General features: G+C 56.2%; 20 protein-coding genes and 1 other RNA gene. 7 read left to right on the top strand and 14 right to left on the bottom strand.

Annotation, left to right across the window (positions count from 1 at the left end):
• Nucleotides 1–3: 3 nt before the first annotated feature.
• From AABB29_RS16005 to AABB29_RS15955, 11 genes are all read right to left on the bottom strand, one after another.
• Nucleotides 4–720 (bottom strand): alanyl-tRNA editing protein, encoded by a 717-nt coding sequence (locus AABB29_RS16005; protein WP_341369072.1) that lies wholly within the window; start codon nucleotides 718–720, stop codon nucleotides 4–6.
• Nucleotides 717–3053: a DUF3772 domain-containing protein gene (locus AABB29_RS16000; protein ID WP_373636624.1), complete on the bottom strand. Its 2337-nt coding sequence runs from the start codon at nucleotides 3051–3053 to the stop codon at nucleotides 717–719. The genes AABB29_RS16005 and AABB29_RS16000 overlap by 4 nt, the downstream gene beginning before the upstream one ends.
• Nucleotides 3050–4078 carry a cysteine synthase A gene (locus AABB29_RS15995; protein WP_373636623.1) on the bottom strand — a complete coding sequence of 343 codons (1029 nt, stop codon included), beginning with the start codon at nucleotides 4076–4078 and terminating at the stop codon, nucleotides 3050–3052. Before AABB29_RS15995 ends, AABB29_RS16000 begins: the two co-directional genes overlap by 4 nt.
• Before the next feature lie 68 nt (nucleotides 4079–4146).
• Nucleotides 4147–5265, bottom strand: coding sequence for a gamma-glutamylcyclotransferase (locus AABB29_RS15990; RefSeq protein ID WP_341365961.1), 1119 nt, complete (start codon nucleotides 5263–5265; stop codon nucleotides 4147–4149).
• Nucleotides 5266–5268: 3 nt separating this feature from the next.
• Nucleotides 5269–5709 carry a TrgA family protein gene (locus tag AABB29_RS15985; protein WP_341365962.1) on the bottom strand — a complete coding sequence of 147 codons (441 nt, stop codon included), beginning with the start codon at nucleotides 5707–5709 and terminating at the stop codon, nucleotides 5269–5271.
• 33 nt (nucleotides 5710–5742) lie between these two features.
• The gene (locus AABB29_RS15980) at nucleotides 5743–6951 is read right to left on the bottom strand and encodes a cyclopropane-fatty-acyl-phospholipid synthase family protein (protein ID WP_341365963.1); all 1209 of its coding nucleotides are present in this window, start codon (nucleotides 6949–6951) and stop codon (nucleotides 5743–5745) included.
• A gap of 125 nt (nucleotides 6952–7076) precedes the next feature.
• A complete protein-coding gene (locus tag AABB29_RS15975) occupies nucleotides 7077–8492 on the bottom strand; it encodes a deoxyribodipyrimidine photo-lyase (RefSeq protein WP_341365964.1) in 1416 nt (471 codons plus the stop codon).
• Between the two features lie 80 nt (nucleotides 8493–8572).
• Nucleotides 8573–9034: a DUF302 domain-containing protein gene (locus AABB29_RS15970; RefSeq protein WP_341365965.1), complete on the bottom strand. Its 462-nt coding sequence runs from the start codon at nucleotides 9032–9034 to the stop codon at nucleotides 8573–8575.
• A 115-nt stretch (nucleotides 9035–9149) separates the two neighbouring features.
• Nucleotides 9150–10457 (bottom strand): sugar ABC transporter substrate-binding protein, encoded by a 1308-nt coding sequence (locus tag AABB29_RS15965; RefSeq protein WP_341365966.1) that lies wholly within the window; start codon nucleotides 10455–10457, stop codon nucleotides 9150–9152.
• Between the two features lie 74 nt (nucleotides 10458–10531).
• On the bottom strand, nucleotides 10532–12094 hold the full coding sequence (locus tag AABB29_RS15960; protein WP_373636622.1) for a substrate-binding domain-containing protein: 1563 nt from the start codon (nucleotides 12092–12094) through the stop codon (nucleotides 10532–10534).
• A gap of 187 nt (nucleotides 12095–12281) precedes the next feature.
• Nucleotides 12282–12821 (bottom strand): hypothetical protein, encoded by a 540-nt coding sequence (locus AABB29_RS15955; protein ID WP_341365969.1) that lies wholly within the window; start codon nucleotides 12819–12821, stop codon nucleotides 12282–12284.
• 441 nt (nucleotides 12822–13262) lie between these two features.
• Here AABB29_RS15955 and ssrA point away from each other — a divergent pair.
• The 7 genes from ssrA (at nucleotide 13263) to AABB29_RS15920 (ending at nucleotide 18068) form a co-directional block, all read left to right on the top strand.
• Nucleotides 13263–13611: a transfer-messenger RNA gene (gene ssrA, locus AABB29_RS15950) on the top strand.
• Nucleotides 13612–13717: 106 nt separating this feature from the next.
• Nucleotides 13718–14374 (top strand): DUF1194 domain-containing protein, encoded by a 657-nt coding sequence (locus tag AABB29_RS15945; RefSeq protein WP_341369073.1) that lies wholly within the window; start codon nucleotides 13718–13720, stop codon nucleotides 14372–14374.
• A gap of 28 nt (nucleotides 14375–14402) precedes the next feature.
• Nucleotides 14403–15641, top strand: a complete 1239-nt coding sequence (gene chrA, locus AABB29_RS15940; protein WP_341365970.1) for a chromate efflux transporter — start codon at nucleotides 14403–14405, stop codon at nucleotides 15639–15641.
• A gap of 74 nt (nucleotides 15642–15715) precedes the next feature.
• A complete protein-coding gene (locus AABB29_RS15935) occupies nucleotides 15716–16192 on the top strand; it encodes a ClpXP protease specificity-enhancing factor SspB (RefSeq protein ID WP_341369074.1) in 477 nt (158 codons plus the stop codon).
• A 76-nt stretch (nucleotides 16193–16268) separates the two neighbouring features.
• Entirely contained in the window at nucleotides 16269–17660 is a 1392-nt protein-coding gene (gene fumC / locus AABB29_RS15930; RefSeq protein WP_341365971.1) for a class II fumarate hydratase, read from the top strand.
• Nucleotides 17657–17833 carry a DUF4169 family protein gene (locus AABB29_RS15925; protein WP_341365972.1) on the top strand — a complete coding sequence of 59 codons (177 nt, stop codon included), beginning with the start codon at nucleotides 17657–17659 and terminating at the stop codon, nucleotides 17831–17833. The genes fumC and AABB29_RS15925 overlap by 4 nt, the downstream gene beginning before the upstream one ends.
• The gene (locus AABB29_RS15920) at nucleotides 17826–18068 is read left to right on the top strand and encodes a ribbon-helix-helix domain-containing protein (RefSeq protein ID WP_341365973.1); all 243 of its coding nucleotides are present in this window, start codon (nucleotides 17826–17828) and stop codon (nucleotides 18066–18068) included. Before AABB29_RS15925 ends, AABB29_RS15920 begins: the two co-directional genes overlap by 8 nt.
• Here the strand turns inward: AABB29_RS15920 and AABB29_RS15915 are convergent.
• From AABB29_RS15915 to AABB29_RS15905, 3 genes are all read right to left on the bottom strand, one after another.
• Nucleotides 18053–18301 (bottom strand): hypothetical protein, encoded by a 249-nt coding sequence (locus AABB29_RS15915; protein WP_341365974.1) that lies wholly within the window; start codon nucleotides 18299–18301, stop codon nucleotides 18053–18055. The two genes, AABB29_RS15920 and AABB29_RS15915, sit on opposite strands and share 16 nt — an antisense overlap.
• A 235-nt stretch (nucleotides 18302–18536) precedes the next feature.
• The gene (locus AABB29_RS15910) at nucleotides 18537–19901 is read right to left on the bottom strand and encodes a cytochrome P450 (protein ID WP_341365975.1); all 1365 of its coding nucleotides are present in this window, start codon (nucleotides 19899–19901) and stop codon (nucleotides 18537–18539) included.
• The gene (locus tag AABB29_RS15905; protein WP_373636621.1) at nucleotides 19898–21175 is read right to left on the bottom strand and encodes a hypothetical protein; all 1278 of its coding nucleotides are present in this window, start codon (nucleotides 21173–21175) and stop codon (nucleotides 19898–19900) included. Before AABB29_RS15905 ends, AABB29_RS15910 begins: the two co-directional genes overlap by 4 nt.
• Nucleotides 21176–21225: the final 50 nt, after the last annotated feature.

The raw sequence follows: 21225 nt of genomic DNA, 5'->3' as shown, positions 1-21225 counted from the left end.
TCGTTACTCCAAATGCAGATAGACACGCCTGTTCTGGCGGCCCTTCTTTTGGATCTTACCCAAACGAACGGTACCAATCTCAGACGTATTGGCGACATGGGTGCCGCCACAAGGTTGCAGATCAGCGGTCTCGGCGCCAACGCCAATCCGGATCAGGCGGATCTGCCCTGTCCCGCGCGGGGGCTGGACCGACATGGTTTTCACCAGATCAGGTTGGGCATCTAACGCCGCATCCGTGATCCATTCGGCTGTCACATCCATATCGCAGGCGATCAGACGGTTCAGATCATCCTCAAGCGCCTGTTTGTCCTCTGGTGCTTCGGGCATATCAAAATCCAAACGGCTTTTGTCAGGCGCAATCGCGCCGCCGGAGACCGGAAGCGGGATAACAACAGACAAAAGATGCAAAGCGGTGTGCATCCGCATATGACGATAGCGGCGATCCCAGTTCAGCTTTTGGGTAACCTCTTGGCCGACGCTGGGCAACGCAACAGGTTCAGCAGGCAAAAGCAGATTTGCGATGCCATCCGTTTTGACCGTGGTGGCGATATCGATCTGGCCGCCGTCCCAAGACAGGTGACCTGCATCGCCAGGCTGACCGCCGGATGTCGGGTAAAACAGGCTGCGATCCAGCACGATCCCCCCTTCTGCGGTCACCTCGGTTACGGTTGCTACGGACTGGCGTAAGTAGGGATCGTCACGAAATAAAAGCTCTGTCATGTGTCCGATCTTTGCAGAGCTTCAGGATTCCGCAACCAGATATCACGCTGGGCAAACGGAATTTCGATACCAGCCTCGTCAAAGGCTTTGCAGATCTCGTAATTCAGTTCCGATTTCGTGGTCAGCACATAGTTCACATCGCGCAGGATGGCGCGAATTTCAAAATCAAGCGAATCCGCACCAAAAGCCATGAACAGCACCGCAGGTGGCGGGGTCATCACGACCAAAGGATGGGCCTCAGCGATGCGGGTCAGGATCTTTTTGACCTCATCAACGTCCGATCCATAGGCGACACCAACAGGGACAATGACGCGGCCGACCAGATTACCGCGGGTCCAGTTGGTGACCTGCCCGCTTACCAGATCGGCATTGGGAACAATAACATCGGTCCGGTCAAACGTCTCAATCCGGGTTGAACGCACCGAGATCGACCGGACATAACCCATCTGCCCGCCCACTTCGATCCAGTCACCTTCGCTGACCGGACGCTCAATCAACAAGATGATCCCCGAGACAAAGTTTGAGACGATATTTTGCAGCCCAAAACCAATGCCCACAGACAGGGCACCCGCGACAATCGCGAGGTTCGAAAGATCAATGCCCGCGCTGGTAATCGCGACAATCGCCGCCAGGATAATCCCGATATATCCGCAACCGGCGACAACCGCATTTTGGCCACCAAGATCAAGGCGTGTGCGCGGCAAAATCGATTTGCGCAAAGTAGCTTGGATAAATCGTGTCAGTAGATATCCAAATGCAAACACAAGCGCGAAGGTCAGAAAATCTGTTGGCGAAATCTGAGTCTCGCCCCATGAAAACCCTTCGCGGAAACGGGACCATAGCTCAAGTAGGTCATCAACGCGGGCGCCCCAAATCAATGCAAAAACAGGCAGGCTGGCGACATATATGATCAGGCTCAGCAGCACCGGTAGCAACGCGCGCAGGCCTTTTGCATCGTCATCGCCAATTGCTGGTGTGCTTATGTCGGTCGCAATCCGTTGGGCGAGCCAGACAACCCCAGCCAGTCCCAGCGAGTAGATCGCCGGTATCAATAAGGCCAAGCCAGCAGCGCCATACCCCAAGGCCGCGACGACGGGGCCAACAATTGAAACAGCAGTACAAAACCGGCCCACCATCCGGCGCATTCGGCCCTCGGACACGGTGCCGGTCTCAAGCGGTTCGGGCTTTGTGCCAACGACACGGCCAAAACGCCATAGCAAGACACCCATGATGACCATAATCGGCCATTCCAAAGCGGCGCGGGCGCCCGTCGTGATATCTGCCGTCTGAAAAAGCGCCGTGAACAAAAGATGCGCCGCCAAGGCCCACCCCAGCGCCAAAGCATAACGGCGGCCTGACGTGCGAATATCAGCACTATAGCCCAGATAGCCTGCACGGCTGCCTACCGGGAAAATCAACCGGCTTAGCCACCAGGCAAAGATCACGACGAAACCAGCCTCTGGCACAGTTTCAATCACATTCGTTCCGCGCAGGCCAAAGACATCCAGCGTTGTCAGCCCTTCGGACAAGGCGACCAATCCGATTGTCGGAATCAACAGCTGCGCGAGCGACACCAGCAATTGCCAAAACGGGGCAAAGCGCAGCTCTCGCTCAAGGATTTGCATCCGCCAGGACGTAATCCATCGGCGTCCCAGCCCAAGGCAAAGTGTGGCAATCAGGAAAAACAGGATCGTACGCGGCAGGACCGACATGAATTGGCCTGACCCGATATGTTGATCAAGCAATCCAGCGGTCTCTGAACCAATTTCGCTGAAGGTCGACCAGACCGCCGTGCCGGCATCACCCAAATGGGTCAGGTTCAACGGGGATGGGCCGCGTTCGGTCAGGGCAGCAGCTTGGCGTTGCAGCACAAGCGCATCAAATTCGCTGATCAATCCATCCGCGCGGGCATAGGCCTCTTGCGCGAGCAACCCAGGGGCCGCCAGGGCCTGCCGCTGGGTCGTAAGTGCAGTGCGGCGCGCAGTGATCGCGTCCGCCTCCTCCCCATCTTCGGGGGCCGCACCCAAGGCCTCAAGCTGCGCATCAACGGTTGCGATACGGCCGGCATTCGTATCCGAACGCAGCAGAAATTCGTCACGCCATTCGACAAGCTCGGCCCGGATACGCGTCAGCGCAAATTCCGAGACATCATCGCGGATCACCATCAGCTCAGCACGGGTGGCAAGCCGTTCCCAATCAGCATCAGTGTCTTCATCACTGGTCGCTGCCGCATTGCTGGCCGCGTCGTCAGATACCTCTTGGGCGATGGCCCAAATCGGCAGAACGCAGAGCAAGAGGGCCAATAGCCCTGCGGCAATGCGCCGGATGATCATGCGTCCTCAAAAACAGTTGGCACATCGACTGTCGTCTCAAGCCAAGGCGGTACCGGCAAGCCTTTGTCGCGCAGGAAGGCCGGGTTATAAAGCTTGGACTGATAACGCGTACCGTAATCGCACAGGATGGTTGCAATCGTGTGGCCAGGGCCCATGTCGCGGGCAAGGCGAATTGCACCGGCAATGTTAATTCCGGTTGACCCGCCCATGCAAAGCCCTTCTTCCGCCAAAAGATCAAAGACAATTGGCAAGGCCTCGGCATCGGAGATTTTATACGCAAAATCAGGGGTAAAGCCTTCAAGGTTGGCCGTAATACGCCCCTGCCCGATGCCTTCGGTGATCGAATTGCCAGGCTCTGGGGTCTGGTCTGTGAACAGCTTGAAAAGCCCCGATCCATCCGGATCGCTTAGGCCCACCTTAACGCCCTTTGGCTGCAATACCTCGGCCACACCAGCAAGCGTGCCGCCCGATCCGCAAGCGCAGGTAAAGCCGTCCAGTTTGCCATCTGTCTGCGCCCAAAGCTCTGGGGCGGTGGTTTCAACATGGGCTTGGCGGTTGGCCGTATTGTCAAACTGATTGGCCCAAACAGCACCGTTCGGTTCGGTCTCATTCAGCTTTTCGGCCAAACGGGCGGAATATTTCACATAGTTATTCGGGTTGGCATAAGGGACCGCAGGGACCTCCACCAGAACAGCACCGGCCACACGCAGCATATCCTTTTTTTCCTGACTTTGGGTTTCAGGAATGACGATAACGGTTTTGAAGCCCATTGAGGCGCCTACGAGCGCAAGACCGATGCCTGTATTGCCTGCCGTGCCTTCAACAATCGTGCCGCCTGGTTTCAGATCGCCGCGCGCAATCGCATCGCGGATCATGAACAGCGCCGCGCGATCCTTGACGGATTGGCCGGGGTTCAAAAACTCTGCCTTGCCCAGGATGGTGCAGCCCGTCGCCTCTGACGCTGCACGCAGCTTGATCAGCGGTGTATTTCCAACAGCATCGGCAAGATCAGATCGGATCGTCATAGCAAGGGCCTTTCATTACGTGGGATCTGTGTAGAACCGCACCCGCAGGACATCAAGCCATCGTCGTATCAAAGGAATTGACCCAGCCGATCACGATGCCACGCCAACCAATAAAGCAAATGAAACAACGGGCCAGTCGCAATCTCGCCGCTCGTTGTGAGGGCCATGGCCTCATCAAACCCCATCGGATGTAGGCGCAGGTCCTCATCTTCGTCAGACAGCCCGCCTAAATAGGTCTCGGTCATCGGCAAATCGCACAGACCGACATAGGTGTAAAAGTAATCCGTGGTACCGCCGGGTGAAGGGTAATAGGATCCGGCAGGTTCCAAATGCTGCAGGGTTACGCCCGCCTCTTCTGTCGCTTCGCGGCAGCCAGCCGCCTCGGGCGTTTCGCGGGCATCAACCATGCCGGCGACCGCCTCAAGCATCCATGGGTTTGGATCGCGGCGTATAACAGGACCCATGCGGACCTGCTCAACCAGTAGCACCTTGTCGCGCACAGGATCATAAGGCAGCAAAATCACGGCATCGACACCGACAAAGACCTCGCGGCGCAAGGGGTCCGTCCTTGTGCCCTGAAAGGTGCTGTGGCTGACATTCATGCTTTGCATACGAAAGAAATTGCCCACAGGCGGGCGCAGCTTGTGGATCGCAACATCACCCGGATCGGGCGCGTAACGGCGGGTTTGCGGGGCCGCAACGGCGCGATGCTTGGCCCAGGCGCGCGATTCCATCATATGCCAGGTTTGACGAAGCAGCTCTGGATCAGGCAGCGGATCGTGGGAAAACAGCTCAATCGCTGTGTCGACTGCTGGCTTTTCATGTTCGCTTTGCCAATCAGCAAAAGACCATGGGCCGTCGGGCGCCACCCCCTGGGCGGGCGGCAGATACACGTATACATCCCGCAAAGGCGTGGCTGCATCCACCCGCGTCGGGGCCAAGGTGTATCCCCAAGCCCCCTCATAAAGATCAAGGCGTGCAATCTGATCTGGTGTCAGGCCGCGAAAAACGACGCCTTCAACGCAGCCGGACGGATCGGACACCAAACAAGGCACCACATAGTCCCGAAGTGTGCGAAGGCTGTATTCCGGTAACGTCGCGGCGATCGGCTTTGGGATCGCGCCGCCCGCGACGGCTTGCATCAACGCGGGGGATTGCAGCGTGCCGTAAACGAAAAGGTCCAGCATTCTTTAAGAGTAATTCTTACCGAAGAACTCTGCGATCATGGCGCAAAGGATCCCGCCACCAATCAATGTGGTCAGGAACGGGATATCAAAAAATGCAAAGCCTTGCTCAAGCATAAGCTCAAACATCCCGACAATCGCCTCCATCGGGCCATCATAACGGTTACGCAGCGCGCTCACGATCATGGCGTTAAACGCGATAATTCCGAGCACGCAAAACGAAAAAGCGGCGGTTGTTGTTAGGCCGTTACTGATCGCGTTGTAATATCCCTGCCCGGTGCGCGGCCCGCATACTTTCCAACCAACGAAAATGCCTACGAAAAAACACATCGGAATGATATATTGCGGCGGGCGTTCCTCTGGAAAGAAGGGGGTGGAAATGCCCGCAATATACCATCCGAACAGGGCAAAAATGACCGCCCCGGCAAGCCGTCCAGCTGTTGGCATTGTCTTGTGTCCTCTTCCTTGATGAACGCGGGCCTAGGCGGTCCGCGTTACCGTAATCTGCGTCACGTCGCAGTTTCGGCTATCAAAGGTCGCCGCACAAGAGGTCAGATAAAAATCCCACATCCGCTTAAAGCGTTCGTCAAAGCCCAGCGGGGCCACCTGATCCCACTTTTCGTTAAAGGTCTCGTACCAGCGGCGCAGTGTCAGCGCATAGCTTTCGGCAAACTCGATTGATCGAGATACATTTAATCCAGCCTTTTCAACTTCTTGGCGCAGGACATTCGGGCTGGGTAGCATGCCGCCCGGGAAGATATATTTCTGGATAAAATCCACACCGCGCCGGTATGTATGCCAGCGATCTTCCTTTACGGTGATGATCTGAAGTGTTGCGTTCTTGCCCGGTTTCAGACAATTGCGCACCGTTTCAAAATAGGTTGGCCAATATTTCTCACCTACGGCTTCGAACATCTCGATGCTGGCTATACCGTCATATGTGCCAGTCTCATCGCGGTAATCCTGCATCTTGATATCGACCATGTCGGAAAGGCCAGCCTTGGCCATCCGGGCAATAGCATAATCATGTTGCTGCTGGCTGATGGTCAAACCGGTCACTTTGATGCCGCGCTCTTTGGCGGCATATTCGGCAAAGCCGCCCCAGCCGCAGCCAATTTCAAGAACATGGTCCCCGCGCTTGGCGCCCATCTGATCGATCATGCTGGCATATTTGGCAGCTTGCGCCGCCTCGGTGCTTTCCTGACCAGTTTCAAAGATGGCCGAGGAATAGGTCATCGTATCATCCAACCACAGCCCATAGAACTTGTTGCCCAGATCATAATGATAGCTGATGTTCTTGCGAGCTTGGGTCTTTGAATTACGCTGCATCCAGAAACGGAACCGTTCATACAGGCGGACCAGACGCTGGGCCGGGAAGCCGTCATAGATATGGTCGGCATCATCATGGATCAGATACATCACGCCCATCAGATCAGGCGTGCTCCACCAGCCATCCATATAGGCCTCGGCAAAGCCGACATCGCCGTCGCGGATAGTCCGGGCAAATAGATCATCATTGTGAACATGGACCTCAGCGATATGACCGGGCGCAGGGCCTTTCGCGCGAAAGTGGCGGCCATCTGGCAAAAAGATATCGATCTGACCTTTCTTAAGATCTTTGATCTGGTCAAAAACCTGGGCGAAGTATCGCGGCAGCCCGGCTTGGCCGTCAGTACTGGTCAAAATCATGTATCTTCCTGTCGTCTTGGTCCCGTGCACGGTTTTTCCCGGCATCTTGGGCGTTGAAGTTATTTATTATTACGCGGAAGTCACCGAAGACGATCAAAAAAAATCACTATGAAGGAAAATGGGGCTCAAAAGCCCCGCGTCTCATAGGCGGCCAATGCGCGTTTGCGGCCCTCATCCGCAGGTACGACGGGATCGGGGTATTTGTCCGCGGCGGACATCGCCCAGCTACGCGGGATCATGTCGAAATAGTCCAATGCGGTCTGGCTGGGCGTGCGGTATCCTTCGGCGATCCAGGTTTTGACATAGGCGCGATCCTTGTCGAATTTATCAAGCTGAGTGACCGGGTTGAAAACACGAAAATACGGCGTCGCATCCGGGCCTGATCCGGCGGACCATTGCCAGCCCATTGCATTGCTGCACGGGTCCCAATCGATCAGGCAATCGGCGAACCAGTCCAGCCCGATCTGCCAATGGGTCAGCAAATGCTTGGTCAAATAAGAGGCCACGATCATCCGGCCCCGGTTATGCATCGTCCCGGTAACATACATCTCGCGCATAGCCGCATCGACAAAGCGAACGCCCGTGCGTCCTTGTTTCCAGGCCTGCACATTGTCGGTCTCATCGGTATTCCACGGGAAAGCGTCCCAATCGGGCTTCCAATTGCCTGTGGTGATATGGGGCGTGTGATGGGCCAGATGATAGGCAAACTCGCGCCAGACCAGTTCTTTCAAGAACACCTCGGCATCACCCTGCCCGGCTTGCAAAGCCGCCCAACCGGCATGCCAACATACGCGCGGGCTAATCTCGCCATAGGTCAGGTTTTCGGACAAGCGCGAGGTGCCATCGACGCCCGGCAAATCCCGGTTTTTGACGTAAGCTGTTACCGGCCCATCCATAAACCGGGTCAGGCGGTCACGCGCGGCAGCTTCGCCAACACAGCAACGGGCGGCAAGACCCGATGCGCCGCGGCGCATGTCGCGCCCCATTTGCCAATCATCCAAGCAATCCGACTGCGGCCAGCTTTCCGGGGCCAGCATGCGGCCCGGTGCCGTCAGCGCTTGCGGCACATCGCGGTCCCGCACGGCTTTCCACATCGGAGTGTAGACTTTGTAAAATCCACCGGTTTTGGTCTCAACGGTCCAAGGCTCAAACAGCAGATGGCCCGCGAAACTGCGCGGCGCCAAACCATCCTCCTTAAGGGCAGATTTAATCTGCGTGTCGCGCGCCTTGGCGGCCGGATCATAAAGGCGCGACCAATAGACGGCCCCTGCCCCGGTTTCCTGGACCAGATCACGCAAGACCTGCAATGCAGGCCCTTTGCGCAAGATCAGGCGGCTGCCCATGGCTTCAAGCTGTTGCGCGAAATGCGCCACGCTCAGCCCAAGCCGCATCCTTGGCGCGGCGCCTAAATCGGCAACCTGATCATCATGGACAAAGACAGGAATGACGGGACGACCACTGTCGCAGGCGGCGCGCAGCGATTCGTGATCGGCCAACCGCAGATCGCGCCGAAACCAAAGCAATATTGGGGTGTTACTCATCATGCCTCCGCAGTAGGCGCATCGCGCCTAGGTGTTGGAGGGTGATCTAGCGCATCTGCAGTCAGGTCAAGCGCAGCTGGCTACTGGGTGGCATCTGCTGCGATTGCCGCGAAAATCTCATCCAATTCCGCAGCCGCCTTAGCCAAACCCGGGCCCGCCTCATCTATATAGGGGGCGAAGACAGTGCTGGGACGCTTATAGGATAAGGTCGCCGTGCCATCGGCGTTTTCGGTCACATAGACACGGATCGGCGCCTCGATCATCGCGGCGGTCGACAAATCAAGGATGCGGACCGCGTAGAAATTGTTGAATAGACCAATCACACGGTTGCCGGGGATGGTGATACCGCGATTACGGGCCGCACCTGTGGGCCCTGCCTGGGTGACAACACCCATCCCATTTTCGCCCGCAGCAGCACGCACAGCATCAATCAGATTATCATATGTTTTCTGGGTCGGTATGACATCCCAGCCATCGCGGGGGGCCATTTCGGCATTGGCAGGCATGGCGAAAAGGCACAGACAAAGGATAAGATGGCGCATGGGAACCCTCAAAAATCAGCGGCCGGAATTAAGCCTGCCTAACAAGGCCGGGCGCGGCGCGCTAATCACAATCCCGGGGGGCACCGGCCAGCCAAAGCTGGCCGGTGAATTTAGCTTAATAATAGCCAGCTTCTTGCATGGCAGCATCGGCATAGGCCTGGGCATTGGCCAGCGCCTCATCAATGCTCAGATCACCGCGCAGGGCGGCTGTCATCTGCTGGCCCATATAGCCGCCAATATCCGCAAATTCCGGGATCGATGCGAACTGAACGCCCACATAAGGCGATGGGTTCAGCGTGGAATCTGTCGGATCAGCGGACAAGATCGCGTTCAACTCGGCATCGGCAAACAAGGCCGCATCCTGGAAGTTAGCATTGCGATAAGTCGACTGGCGGGTACCGGTCGGGACCTGACCCCAGCCGCGTTTTTCGCCGACCAGCTCGATATAGGCCTGTGATGTGGCCCATTCGATAAAGGTCGTGGCTTCAACGGTCGCGTTTGAACCTGCCGGAACAGCCAGCGCCCAGGCCCAAAGCCAGTTGGCGCCCTTGTTTGTCACGCCGCTTGGGGCCTGCGCAAAGGCGACATCGTCCGCAACGGATGATTGATCGGGGTCGGTGATGAAGGATGCGGCGATCGTGGCATCAATCCACATCCCGCAACGGCCTTCGTTGAACAAAGACAGGATTTCGTTGAACGAATTGCCTTCAGATCCCGGAGGGCCGTATTTGGTCAGCGTATCAATATAAAGCGATACCGCATCGCGCCATTCATCTGATTCCAGCGTCGGACGCCAGTTTTCATCAAAAAGCTGCGCACCAAAGCTGTTTGCCATAGTGGTCAGGAAGGCCATGTTGTCGCCCCAGCCCGGCTTACCGCGCAGGCAGATGCCGTAAACACCATTGTCGCGATCGGTCATGGCTTCGGCAGCGGCGATGACCTCATCCCAGTTGGGGTTACTGCCCAGGGTAATACCCGCATCGCGCATCAAGTCCGAACGATACATGATCATCGAGCTTTCACCATAGAACGGGGCCGCATAAAGCGTACCCTCATGGCTGAGGCCGTCGCGAATAGCAGGCAGCAGGTCATTCTGCTCATATTCGGCACTAAAGTTCAGCGGGGCCAGCCAGCCACGCTCGCCCCAGATCGGGGCCTCATACATGCCGATGGTCATCACATCAAACTGGCCGCCGCCTTCGGTGATGTCGGCGGTGACCTGTTCGCGCAATTCGCCTTCGTTGAAGGTCACCCAATTGAGCGTGATATTCGGATAGCGCTCAAGGAACTCGGGCGCCAATTGCTGCATGGTGATCATATGGCCGTTATTCACGGTTGCGATGGTCAGCTCAGCGGCGTTGGTGACGGCTGGAACAGTTGCCACTGTCGCCGTCAGAGCCGCGATGGATACAAAATTTTTCATGTCTCTCACTTTCGTGTCTGTTGCTGTCAGGCGGCAGCGCCGCCGACAACAAATGTCATTTGCGATGCGCTGAGTTACTTCGCAGCCCAGACTTCGATACGGCGGTTAATGGCACGGCCATTGCTTGTGGCGTTACACGCAACCGGGGCCAGCTCACCATATCCTGCTGTGGTAAAGGTGATATGGTCCAGACGACCACCGGCAACCGATGCGATTTCCTCAACCATAAAGGCCGCGCGATCTTCGGCGATGCGCAGATTGGCATCAAACGGGCCCTGATCGTCGGTGAAACCAACCAGCATGACCTCGCCAGCGGGCTGATCTTCAAGATAGTCGATCAAACGGTCCAGAACCACGCGGGATTGTGGTGTCAGACGGTTGGAACCGGTGAAGAAACGGAATGTCGATGACAGACGGTCATAGTTCACCATCTGATCCACAAATGTATCCGCGAATGAGGCCTCGTAATCATCCAGATTGGCGTTCTGCAGGTTTTGGGCACGCAGCGAATCCACCTCTTGAGCAGCAGCACTAACGCCAAGATCGATAAAGCCCGATTTCGCAACAGCGGCTGTTGCCTCACCCGATTTAGCCCATGTCAGGAAATCGCGTACCTCGTCGGTGGTTGTATCGCCGCGGGTGTAGAAATAAAGCGGGCGCTGCAGGACATATTCGCCGGTTTTCGCGGCAAACTCATCAGGTTCGGTGGCGATCCCGCATTCGTTTGTAAGGCTCATCGCCTGCGCACCGCGGCGGAAGGCGATCGATACGTATCCGATCGCATTTTCATCAGCATTCACACGGGCGGCCATATCAACACTGCCTTCGGCCTCAACCACATTGATCGGCTGACCGGGCGTGTCTTGCAGGATGCGCTCTTCAAAAACGCCGCGGGTACCGGATCCACGGGCCAAATGCACCGCGTTGATCGGGGCGTCGTTGCCGCCCAACTCGGACCAGTTCGAAATCGCACCCGAATAGATACCTGCCAGCTGCTCAAGCGTGATGGCCTGTATCGGGTTGGAAGGGTTTGAGATCACGATGATACTATCGGTCGCAAGAATATGTTCGTTTTCGGTGCTGACCATGCTGCCCGCGCCATATTCGCGCAGCAAACGGGCTTCATCCACGGTAATCCGGCGTGATGACACACCAATCTCGGCCGATTTGCCCAGCAGGTTCATAAAGGCGTCGGACGAAACCGATGCGCGGATCCGATAGGACTCAATCAGATCTCCGAAACCGAAATTGTCGATGAACTGCGTGCTTGTCTCAAAGGAACCAACTGTCTCTGTCAGGACCGGCTCAGCCTCCAGCGACGTCGCGTAGCTGGCCAACAAGACGGGCAACAGACCATCGGCAATGGCGTCAGAGCCCGAGAATGTAATCTCTTGGTCAAGAACCTCAGTATCCGGGCAACCGCCGCCGACGCATTCAACTCGGTCGCCCGAGACGCGCACAGACCCAAGCGGTGAGCTGATCACGTAAATGTTATCCTGATACTCGATCAGCTCGCCGGTCAGATCGATTGATCCATCGGGCGATTTAAGATTGACCTCTTGTGCGGCAGCAACGCTTGCGCAGCACATCGCCGTGCCAAGCAGGGCGGCCTTTATATTCAGGTGTTTCATGTCCATTTTCACCATTCCTTGATATTATTTCGAAGCATTTGTGCATTGCGGGGCGCCGCATTTTGGGGCTGTGCGACTGGAACCAGTACCGGCCTTAACCGGGTCCGTGCCGGGGCGAAAAGCCATGATAAGATACGGGTCAAAAACAATTTTTCCTCCCAAAGACAGATCACTAGCGGGGGCATTGGCTATCTTAACCATTCCCGCTGGGGGCGACATAGACAAACGGTGGCTGGCAAACCGGCACGCGCTGCTCGGATTGATCAACGTCGGAATAGATATTCTTTGACTGATCAGCTGAATCGTATTGGAACGTGCTGGACCCTCCCCAGCTCATGTCAAAAAGGCTCCCAACGCGGTTGCCCTCAGCCAGCACAGGCACAGGGGCACTGCCGCTGGCCAAAAGTTCTTCGGCCAGGCTGCGCGCATCAGTGGCCGCGCTTAGGCCGGTCGTTTCCTCAAAAACAAACATGAAGAATATGATGTTCTCAAACATCGGAAATTTCTCGGCATATTGCCCTTGTTCATCGGGAATAAAGGTCGTTGCCGGATATTGTTCATTGTTCATCTGCGTGATGATCGCTGTCCAACCGCCGGTACTTTGGCCAGACGCGGTTTGATCCGAATCAAAGCACACCATGCGCATCACGGACCGATCATTTGACTGCGCGGCACTGGCGACGGGCAAAGCCATCAAACCGACCAGTAGCAAAAACCGCAGAACCTGCACCATTGGGCAAAACCTAAATATCATCTCCAACACCACCTTACCTTTTCCCTGAGCAGACGCGTTATTTTCATGCGGAGTATCAACGCCTGGCGACAAAGACTGGTATTGATGCCTGTATGAGAACAATTACTAACTTAAATGGCAAAAACCGCACAAAGTTGCGACAAAAGTTGGGCATGACGCTTGGTAAACGTGCACGAACAATGCGCAACTCGCTCTACCAATAGTAACGCACCTTCCTCGTTCCGCGACCCACTCACTCAAAACTATGACTGGATTGATAATACAATTCAACCGGCTGAACAGCGGCAGGCCGCCGCGCCAGAGATATCCATGTTGTCACACAGCCCCCCCAAATTGCGCTGATACATACGGCATATGTACGCGTTCTGTACGTATTATTTCATCGCCCTAGGGGCCTTTTCTTGCCGCAGATGCCCCAGCCCCCTTGCAGCAGCCCCACCGCTTGCTTATGTCTGGTCTGTCCCTCGGGACTATGAACATAAACGCGCTCGTAATAAGCGGATCGGACCCGGGGGCGGTACCCGGCGGCTCCACCAAACATCCTTCATTTGGGGATCATGGGGCCGAAATAGGATCGACGAACGTCTAAAGGGGTTTGCTTTGTTTCGGTGAGATACCACCGTTATCGGTTCAATTAAGCTAGTTGCAAATGACAACAGAGCTCCAGTTGCCCTCGCTGCTTAAGCAGTGCGGAATACTGAAATCTAACTCCTAGGGTTTAGCGACCTTAGGCGGGGTTCGCAGGTACCTGGCAACAGAAACCTGCATTAACATCCCCCCGCAAACCACTGAATAGAATTGCATATATGCGATGTGGTCGCGCTGTCATTCTTGTGACTTGAAATGTGCGTGCCTTCCCGTGCACCATCCACGCCATGCGCGTTTGCTCGTTTCTTGTCGCCAGTTTCCTGGCCTCGGCCCCCTTGGCTGCACAGGCCTGTGGGACGGCATTGGTTCTGACCATCGATGTCTCGAACTCAATCGACACTGCCGAATATCGGCTGCAAACAGACGGGCTGGCGGACGCCTTGCAAGACCCTGAAATCGTTGAGGTTATGGTCCAGGGTGAAGCAACACTGGCCGTTGTTCAGTGGTCGGGCGTTGATAAGCAAAGCCTTTCAATCCCATGGACCCAAATCCGTACGACACTTGATGCGGCACGGCTGTCAAGGCAGGCCCGCCAGATGCAGCGCGCCTTTGTGCTATCGGATACCGCCCCGGCCGAGGCGATCTATTTCTCGCTCAGCCTATTTGACGCGGTTGCGCATTGTAACCGGCATGTCATTGATATCTCGGGCGATGGCACTCCAAATGCAGGCGCCGATACGCGGGCTGCCCGGAACGCTGCCCAGCGTGCGGGTGTGACGATCAATGGAATCGCCATTGAATCCATGGGGTTGGCCATCACAAATTTCTACCGCGGCGCTGTGATCACCCGCGATGGCTTTGTCATGACCGCCCGTACCCACCGCGAATATCCCGAGACGATCCGCGCGAAAATTCTGCGTGAGCTGAGCCGCATTTTCGGTTAGGCCTGCGGCAAAACCAAAGGCCGCATTCATGACATCTGAACTTATCCAAGTCTTCGGCCGTATCGGCCTGCTGTCCTTCGGTGGACCTGCGGCGCAGATCGCATTGATGCATAAGGAACTGGTTGAGACCCGCAATTGGCTGACCGAGGCACAGTTCCTGCGCGCCCTATCCTTTTGCATGCTGCTGCCAGGCCCCGAGGCTATGCAATTGGCCACCTATGCTGGATGGCAACGGGCGGGGATACTGGGCGGTGTGATCGGGGGCGGGCTATTCGTGCTGCCTGGCGCGATTGTGATGACGCTGCTTGCCTTGGCCTACGGGCAATTTGGCAATCTGCCCATTGCGCAGGCCCTGTTTTTAGGCGTCAAAGCCACTGTGGTTGTGATCGTGATTGAAGCCATGATCAAGATCAGCAAACGCGCTTTGAAAACCCAGGGCCACAGGTTCATCGCACTTGTGGCTTTCGTCGCGCTTTTTGCCTTCGCCCTGCCCTTTCCTTTGGTGATCGCAGTCGCCGCGTTGATTGGCGCGGCAACCAGCACTGCAGGCAAGGCCAATCAATCGCACACGCCATGGCCGCTGCGCGCGACATGTCTGACACTGCTTATTGGGCTGGCGCTTTGGGTAGCCCCAATCGCCCTGATCGTCAGCAGCCCCTTTCTGCTTGATATCGCGCAGTTTTTCTCCACGCTGGCCGTCGTGACATTTGGTGGGGCCTACGCAGTGCTCGCCTATATGACCCAAGAGGTTGTGATCGCGCATGGATGGCTCAGCACACCGCAGATGATGGATGCGCTTGGGTTGGCCGAAACAACACCGGGACCGTTGATCTTGATCACCCAATTTGTGGCAATGATCGCCGGAATGGCGCAGGGCGGGGTCGCGATGGCGCTGGCAGCCGGAGTTTTGACACTTTGGGTCACCTTTATCCCTTGTTTTATATGGATTTTCGCCGGGGCCCCGCTGATCGAAAGGCTAGACGGACAGCCCAGATTAACAGATGCACTCAGCGCCATCACCGCCGCCGTTGTCGGGGTCATCGCGAACCTGTCGCTGTGGTTCGCGATGCATTTGTTCTTTGCAGAGGTCCCGACCTTCGCATTTGGGCCGTTTTATCTGCATTGGCCGGCGCTGACATCGATCCAACCTGCAGCGATCGGGCTGGCGCTTATTGCGGGGGTCATGCTGCTCTGGCGCCGCTGGCCATTGCCGCTTGTGCTGCTGATGACAGCGCTGCTCAGCCTGATCCTGACCTTTCGTCAATGATGGGGCAAACTGGCCCCTTTTCACCGGCCCCGAATCCCCTATGCTAGATCCTGCAATGATGGGGGTTTTTGACTGTGACCGGCACGATTGACTACGGCAACCTAATGCATCAGGCCATGCGCGGCTTGATCCAGAAAGTGTTGACACGCGTCCGCGAGGATGGGCTGCCCGGCGAGCATCATTTCTTCATCACCTTCGATACAATGCACCCGGATGTTGAGATCGCCGATTGGCTGTCTGACCGGTATCCGGGCGAAATGACCGTTGTGATCCAGCATTGGTTTGCTGATCTGGATGTAACCGAAGAAGGCTTCACCATCACGTTGAACTTTGGTGACAGCCCTGAGACATTGTATATCCCTTACGACGCGATCAAAACTTTCGTTGATCCATCCGTCGAATTTGGTCTGCGCTTTGAGACGCAGGATGATGACGACGATGACCAAGATGCTGATGAGGCACCGATGGACGAAATGGTCGAACCTGAGGATGAGGGCGACGATGCGCCGCAAGAGGCCGAAGTCGTCAGCCTGGATCAGTTCCGCAAATAGCCCGGCATCTGACCAATTGCCAAGAAGTTGGTGATTGGATATCTGTGCCCTGACATTTTCAAAAGGGCTCTCAGATATGACCGCGACACGCACAGAAACCGATAGTTTTGGCCCACTTGAGGTCCCTGCAGATCGTTACTGGGGCGCCCAAACACAGCGGTCCATCATGAACTTCCCAATCGGTTGGGAAAAGCAGCCCGTCGCAATCGTCCGCGGGCTTGGCGTGATCAAGCAGGCCTGCGCGATGGCCAATAAAGAACGCGGCAAGCTGGATGGCAAACTGGCTGACGCCATGATCGAAGCCGCCGCAGAGGTTGTGGCAGGTAAGCTGGATGATCATTTTCCGCTGGTTGTCTGGCAGACCGGTTCGGGCACGCAATCGAACATGAACGCAAATGAAGTGATCTCAAACCGGGCAATTGAATTGCTGGGCGGTACAATCGGATCGAAAGATCCGGTTCACCCCAATGATCATTGCAATATGGGGCAATCGTCAAACGACACTTTCCCAACTGCGATGCATATCGCTGTGGCCACAACGGCCCATGACGTTTTGCTGCCCGGGCTGGCCAGGCTGCATGCCGCGCTTGAGGTCAAGCAACAGGAATTCGCCAAGATCATCAAGATCGGCCGCACCCATACGATGGACGCGACGCCGCTGACTTTGGGTCAGGAATTCTCGGGCTATGTGCATCAGGTTGCGATGGGTATTCGCCGGATCAAGGCCGCCCTGCCCGCCATTTATGAACTGGCCCAAGGGGGCACAGCCGTTGGCACCGGTCTGAACACACCCAAAGGCTGGGGTGAAACGGTTGCCAAAAACATGGCCGAAATCACTGGTCTGCCTTTCGTGACCGCACCAAACAAATTTGAAGCTTTGGCCGGGCATGACGCATTGGTTGAAATGTCAGGCGCGCTGAAAACGGTCGCCGCTTCGCTTTATAAGATCGCAGCGGATATTCGCATGCTCGGCTCTGGCCCGCGCTGCGGGTTGGGCGAGCTGATGCTACCCGAGAATGAGCCGGGCTCTTCCATCATGCCCGGCAAGGTGAACCCGACCCAGGTTGAAGCGATCACCCAGGTCTGCGCCCATGTGATGGGCAATGACGCCGCCGTTGGTTTTGCCGGCAGCCAGGGTCATTTTGAACTGAACGTGATGAAGCCAATGATGGCCTATAATGTGCTGCAATCGATGCAATTGATCGGCGATGCGGCGGGTGCCTTTACCGATAACTGCGTTGTCGGGATCAAGGCCAATGAAGACCGGATCGAAAAGCTGATGCGGGAATCGTTGATGCTGGTTACCGCACTTGCCCCGACCATCGGCTATGATAACGCGACGACCGTCGCCAAAACGGCCCATAAGAATGGCACGACACTAAAAGAAGAGGCGATCAATCTGGGTTTCGTGGATGAAGCCACATTTGATCAGGTCGTACGTCCCGAAGATATGATCGGGCCCAAGTGAAGCCGGTCAATCTGAATAAGGTGCGCAAGGCCAAAAACCGCGCCGATGCCAAAGCCAAAGCGGATCAGAATGCGATCCGCTTTGGGCGCACGAAGGCGGAACGTGTTTTGGATGCCGCCAAGGTCAAACAGGCCAATGACCGTCTGTCCGCAATGAAATTCGAAGATGAGTAAGCGCGCGCATCGCCGCCCCGTCAAAAGATCCCTCACCTTACGCGGTCATCGTACCAGCGTATCACTTGAAGACATCTTCTGGGACACATTTCGGCAGATTGCCGAAACGGATGGCAAAACGATCAACGGGCTTGCTGCAGAAATAGACGAAGGCCGCGGAGATATCGGTCTCGCATCGGCCATCAGGGTCTACGTATTTGAAAGGGTGCTGAGTCGCGCTCAGTCTTTTGAATAAAGCGCACCACGCAAGCTGGAAATACGCTCACGATCTTGCTTTTCATAATCATTCAGTTTGGCAGGCTTAACCGGCTTGGCGGCTGCCGTGCGCGCGGATTTATTGAACAGCTTGGCGACTTCATGTCCGGCCAGTTGCTTTTTCGGTGCAACCTTCGTGCCTTCATCCTGGCTCTTACGTCCCAAAAGCCCGGCAAGCCCGCTCTTCTTTGATCCTGGTAGAGAAATTGTCATGTCGCCCCCACATGCGTCGTTTCACAGATAAACTAACTATGGATTGTTTGTGGCACAAAGGTGGCGCTGTCGCAAACCCGACCTTACTGTCGCTGCCCGAATATCGGCGGGAATCCCCTATTTTTGGGGTTAACGGGTTGAAATCCGCCAACGCCGCCCATTTTCCCGCCATATTTGAAACAGTTTAGGTTTCTAAAATTGCGCCAAAGGCAGATTTTCTACCCAATTAGACACCTCAAGAATTCGCCCGTGGGGCGATTCGTACCCAGATACCGTCGCGTGCACGCACTGTAAGGTGGGCGACCGGAATTGGCGCTGCACAATTTTCGATTGAAAATCGGTAATCCCGCAGCAGCGAGGCCAGCAAAACCACTCCTTCAATCATCGCAAAACCCGCCCCCGTGCAAACACGCGGGCCGCTGGAAAAGGGCATATAGGCATCGCGGGCGGCGGCTTGGCCTGCTTCGGTTTGCCAGCGTGCGGGATCAAAAGCATCGGGGTTGTCCCACATCCGCTCATGGCGATGTATGTGCCAAGGTGACAGAACAACCTGCGCGCCCCGTTTGATCGCACGTTTGCGAAAATGCTCGGGCTTAGTTGTTTCGCGCACCATCATCGGGACCGGCGGGTAGAGCCGCAGCGCCTCGCGAAATACATCGCGGGTTTGCACCAGCGCCGAAAGTTGGGAAAAATCGCCCGTGAATTGCTGGGCCTCTGCGGCCAACCGATCCTGCCACGCGGGATAACGCGCTAACAGGTATAGGGCCCAAGCTAAAGCCGATGCGCTTGTTTCATGCCCCGCCAGGAAAAAGATCGCGACCTGATCGACCATTTCATCACTGTCAAAGCGCTGTCCGGTTTCAGGATCTTGCGTTGTCATGATCTTGGTGGCCAGATCATCAGGGGCTGTGCCCGCTGCGATCAACGCAAGACGCTGCTGGGTCATATCTGTGATCAACGCCCGGATCGCGCGCGCGGTTCGCGTTGTATCCCGCCCAAAAAAACGCGGCATCCAACGCGGACCAGGTACAAAGGCCGCAAGGTTCAAGATCGGTTGACTGCGTTGATAGTCCCGAAAGGCGGTAAATACCTTTTGCGCGGTGTCATCTTCAATCGGGATGGAAAACAACGTGCGAAAGATAACATCAGCCGCCGCATGGCTGGTGATCGCCTCTATCTCTTGCGCGGTGCCGTCGGCCTTGCTCTGCAAACGGGCAGCGGCGGCGCGGCCTGCAGCAACAATGCCTGGAAACGTATCGCGCAGGCGCCCGCCCTCAAAAGCCGGGTCAATGATCCGGCGTTGTCGTTTCCATTGGGCGCCATTGGTCAAAAAGACGCTATCACCCAGCAAGGGGCGCAGCCCTGCCCCGATCCGTTCGGATTTGGGAAAATCATCTGGGCGGTCCTTCAGCACCGTTTTGGTCAATTGCGGATCATTGATCAGATAGCTGCGAAAGAAGGGCGTGCGAAACTCGGCCATCCAAGCGCGGTAGAGCTTGGCCGGTTGGGCCGACAGGATATCGCGCCGAAATAGCCGCATATACCGCCACAAGGATACTTTCTCCGGCCGCACCGGTGGCTTGGGCGGTAGATCACTCATCTGGGCAGAATAGAGGTGTATTTTGACACCGCAATATCGATACGCGATTTCGACGGCGAACGGCCCCGATAGCGATCCGCCAGTGATAGCGGGCCAGCGGTGATCTGAAAATAATCATAGTCCTTGGGCTGATCAAAGGCGCAAAGATATTGGAAATGCAGCCGAAAAAAACGCCAGCGCAGTTCTTTCCAGCGGTTTGGTGTCAGGCTTTGGGTGAAAGCGGCTGAAATCACCAGCGGCCACTGTTTGCCCGGCGGCGTCACGCCCGTGACAGCGACCGGATCGCACAGCGCAAAACAGCAGCCATCCCCCGGTGCGGTCACATCCACCCAGGTCAGCGCGTCACTGGTTGCCAAAAACGCCAGATCACCGCGTAGACGACGCGCCTTGGGCAGGAAGGACACCATTGGCACCACCTGCCCGAGCGACAAAAATGATAGCTTAGGCCCATCGCTGCGGACACGGCCCGCGCGGATCAGATCGGCAATGATCGAAATCGCCAGATGCGCCCCCGACGAATGGCCAACGATCAACACCTCATCGACATCGCTTTGCAACGCGGCGGCAATCTGATCGCCGAATACTGTCATCCGCGCCTCAAGCGCGTCGGGGTTTGCCCCCCATTTCTGCGCTGAAAACGCATAATCATGCATCAGGTAGTACGCGAACAGCTTGTTATCCTTGGATTTGAACCAACGCAGCAGCGTAAAGATCACTCCGCCAAAGATCGCGTATTTTAATAGCATGGCGATGCTGCCAAGAGCTGAGGCGAACATGCCTTCAGTCAGCCCGGTCAAAGACAAAAGCCACAAAAGCGCATCTTCAAGCAGACTGCCCAAAAACCAGCCAAGCCAAAGTGCTACAATCAATTGCAGCAGCAGCATCCCCACAGGGTAAAGGGCCGCAATCACCGGCCCTTTGCGCATCATCATCAATCGGCGCAGCGTCCCCGTCTTTGCGTAAATCCAGGTTGTCTTGGCAAGCTGCCAATAGGTCGCCGGAATGGATTGGGCCATGCTGTCGCGCACAATATCCGACCAGACCAAAACATCGACACGGGCGGTAACGCGGGCGCCCTCAATCTGGGCATTCACTGCCCAGTGAAAAGTATCGTCACTGGGCTGGGCTTGCACAGCGATCTCGTAACCGCTGATTTTGGCCTGTGCTGCTGCCTCGCTGCGATAAAGCTCGCGGTAGCGGCGCGGATGGATCGGATCATAACCGGGGATGTGAAACACCCGGCGTTTTCTGACCTGTTTGATATCGCTCTGCATCGGCGCCCCTCAGCTGATGGGCGCATCTTTACAGGTTCTTGCAATGAAAT

It is taken from the genome of Yoonia sp. BS5-3 (assembly GCF_038069655.2).
In the GTDB taxonomy this organism is placed as follows: domain Bacteria; phylum Pseudomonadota; class Alphaproteobacteria; order Rhodobacterales; family Rhodobacteraceae; genus Yoonia; species Yoonia phaeophyticola.
Note: the sequence above shows the minus strand (reverse complement) of the source record. Positions and strands in the feature narration are given on the sequence as shown.